2 protein-coding genes are annotated in these 1,568 nt (G+C 73.0%); both read right to left on the reverse strand.

Features of this window, described 5'->3' with window-relative positions; all coding sequences use genetic code 11:
* A partial coding sequence (locus GTW67_RS18910; protein WP_161165999.1) for a maltokinase N-terminal cap-like domain-containing protein occupies positions 1–1,006 on the reverse strand: 1,006 nt, incomplete at its 3' end.
* A gap of 28 nt (positions 1,007–1,034) precedes the next feature.
* The coding region (locus tag GTW67_RS18915) for an alpha-glucosidase C-terminal domain-containing protein (protein WP_237518927.1) at positions 1,035–1,568 on the reverse strand (534 nt) is incomplete at its 5' end.

Here is a 1,568-nt window from a genome sequence, read left to right on the forward strand (position 1 = left end):
GCAGCACCTGACCCAGGTGCAGGTCGCCGTGGATGCGCTGGGCGGGCGGACCGGAGTCGCAGGTGGTCAGCGCCGCGAAGGCCGACCGCAGGCCCGGCACGAAGGGCTGGAGCGCGGGCACGCAGTGCGCGGCCGCGGTCAGCCGCTCGGTCATCGCCGCCGCCGTGCGCCCGTTCTCCCCCGGAGCACCGGCCGGGAAGGCCGAGGCCAGCGCCAGATGCACGTCGGCCATGGCCCGTCCCAGCTCGTGGGCCTGCGCGGTGAAGTCGTCCCCGGAGGACAGCGCCTGGAGGGCGAGGGTCCAGCCGTCGGACGCGTCGTGCAGGAACGGCTGGAGCACCCCGAGCGTCGCCTCGTACGGATCGGTCGTGCGCAGCCACGCCACCGGCGCGGGCACCCGTCCGCACCCCTGCCGGGCCAGGGCGCTCGGCACCTCCAGGTCGGGGTTGATCCCCGGCTGGACGCGCCGGAACACCTTGAGGATGAACTCGTCGCCGTACACCAGCGAGGAGTTCGACTGCTCGGCGTCCAGGATGCGGGGCGCCAGCCCGCCGGGCACCGGACGGGACGGGTCGCACTCGAAGCGCAGCGGACCCGCCGTGCCGGGCTGCCGCAGCCGTTCCAGGAGCAGCTGGGCCGTCCGGGGGTCGTGCAGCGCGTCGTAGACCGTCCGGCCGGCCAGCGGGCCGTCCTGCACCTGCCCGATGAGCGCCCGTCCCAGCCGCGGCGACGGCTGCTCGCGCACCCCGAGCAGCAACTGGTAGCAGTCGCCGGCCGGGAGCGCGCCGCCCGGCGCGGGAACGGGGCCGTGTCCGGTGTGGACCAGCAGATGCAGGCAGCCCGGGAAGAGCTCGGTCAGCGACAGCAGACCGAGTTCGGCCACGGGCCGGTCCTTGCCCGCGAACCAGCGCTGCTTCGGCAGCCACTCCCGCAGCAGCCCGCCGAGCGAGGCCATCGGCTCCGCGGGATACGCCGGTCTGGCGCGCAGGGGTGCGGTCTTCGGCATGGTGACGCGTCCTTTCCTCGGCCCGTCCTCACACGCGGCGGCCGATGCGGGATGCGACTCGGGTGAGCCGGAACCAGTAGAAGCCGTGGCCTCCGAGGGTCAGCAGGTACGGCAGTTCACCGATGGCGGGGAAGCGGACCCCGCCGAACAGCTCGACCGGATGGCGGCCGGCGAACTCGCGCAGGTCCAGCTCGGTCGGCTGCGCGAACCGCGCGAAGTTGTTCACGCACAGCACCAGGTCGTCCTCGTACTCGCGCAGGAACGCCAGCACGGCGGGGTTGGACGAGGGGAGTTCGGTGTAGCTGCCGAGGCCGAACGCGGGGTTCTGCTTGCGGATCTCGATCATGCGCCGGGTCCAGTGCAGCAGCGAGGACGGCGAGGCCATGGACGCCTCGACGTTCGTCACCTGGTAGCCGTAGACCGGATCCATGATCGTCGGCAGGTACAGCCGGCCCGGATCACAGGTGGAGAAGCCGGCGTTGCGGTCCGGGGTCCACTGCATGGGGGTGCGCACGGCGTCGCGGTCGCCGAGCCAGATGTTGTCGCCCATGCCGATCTCGTC

It is taken from the genome of Streptomyces sp. SID5910 (genome assembly GCF_009862125.1).
Taxonomy (GTDB): Bacteria; Actinomycetota; Actinomycetes; order Streptomycetales; family Streptomycetaceae; genus Streptomyces.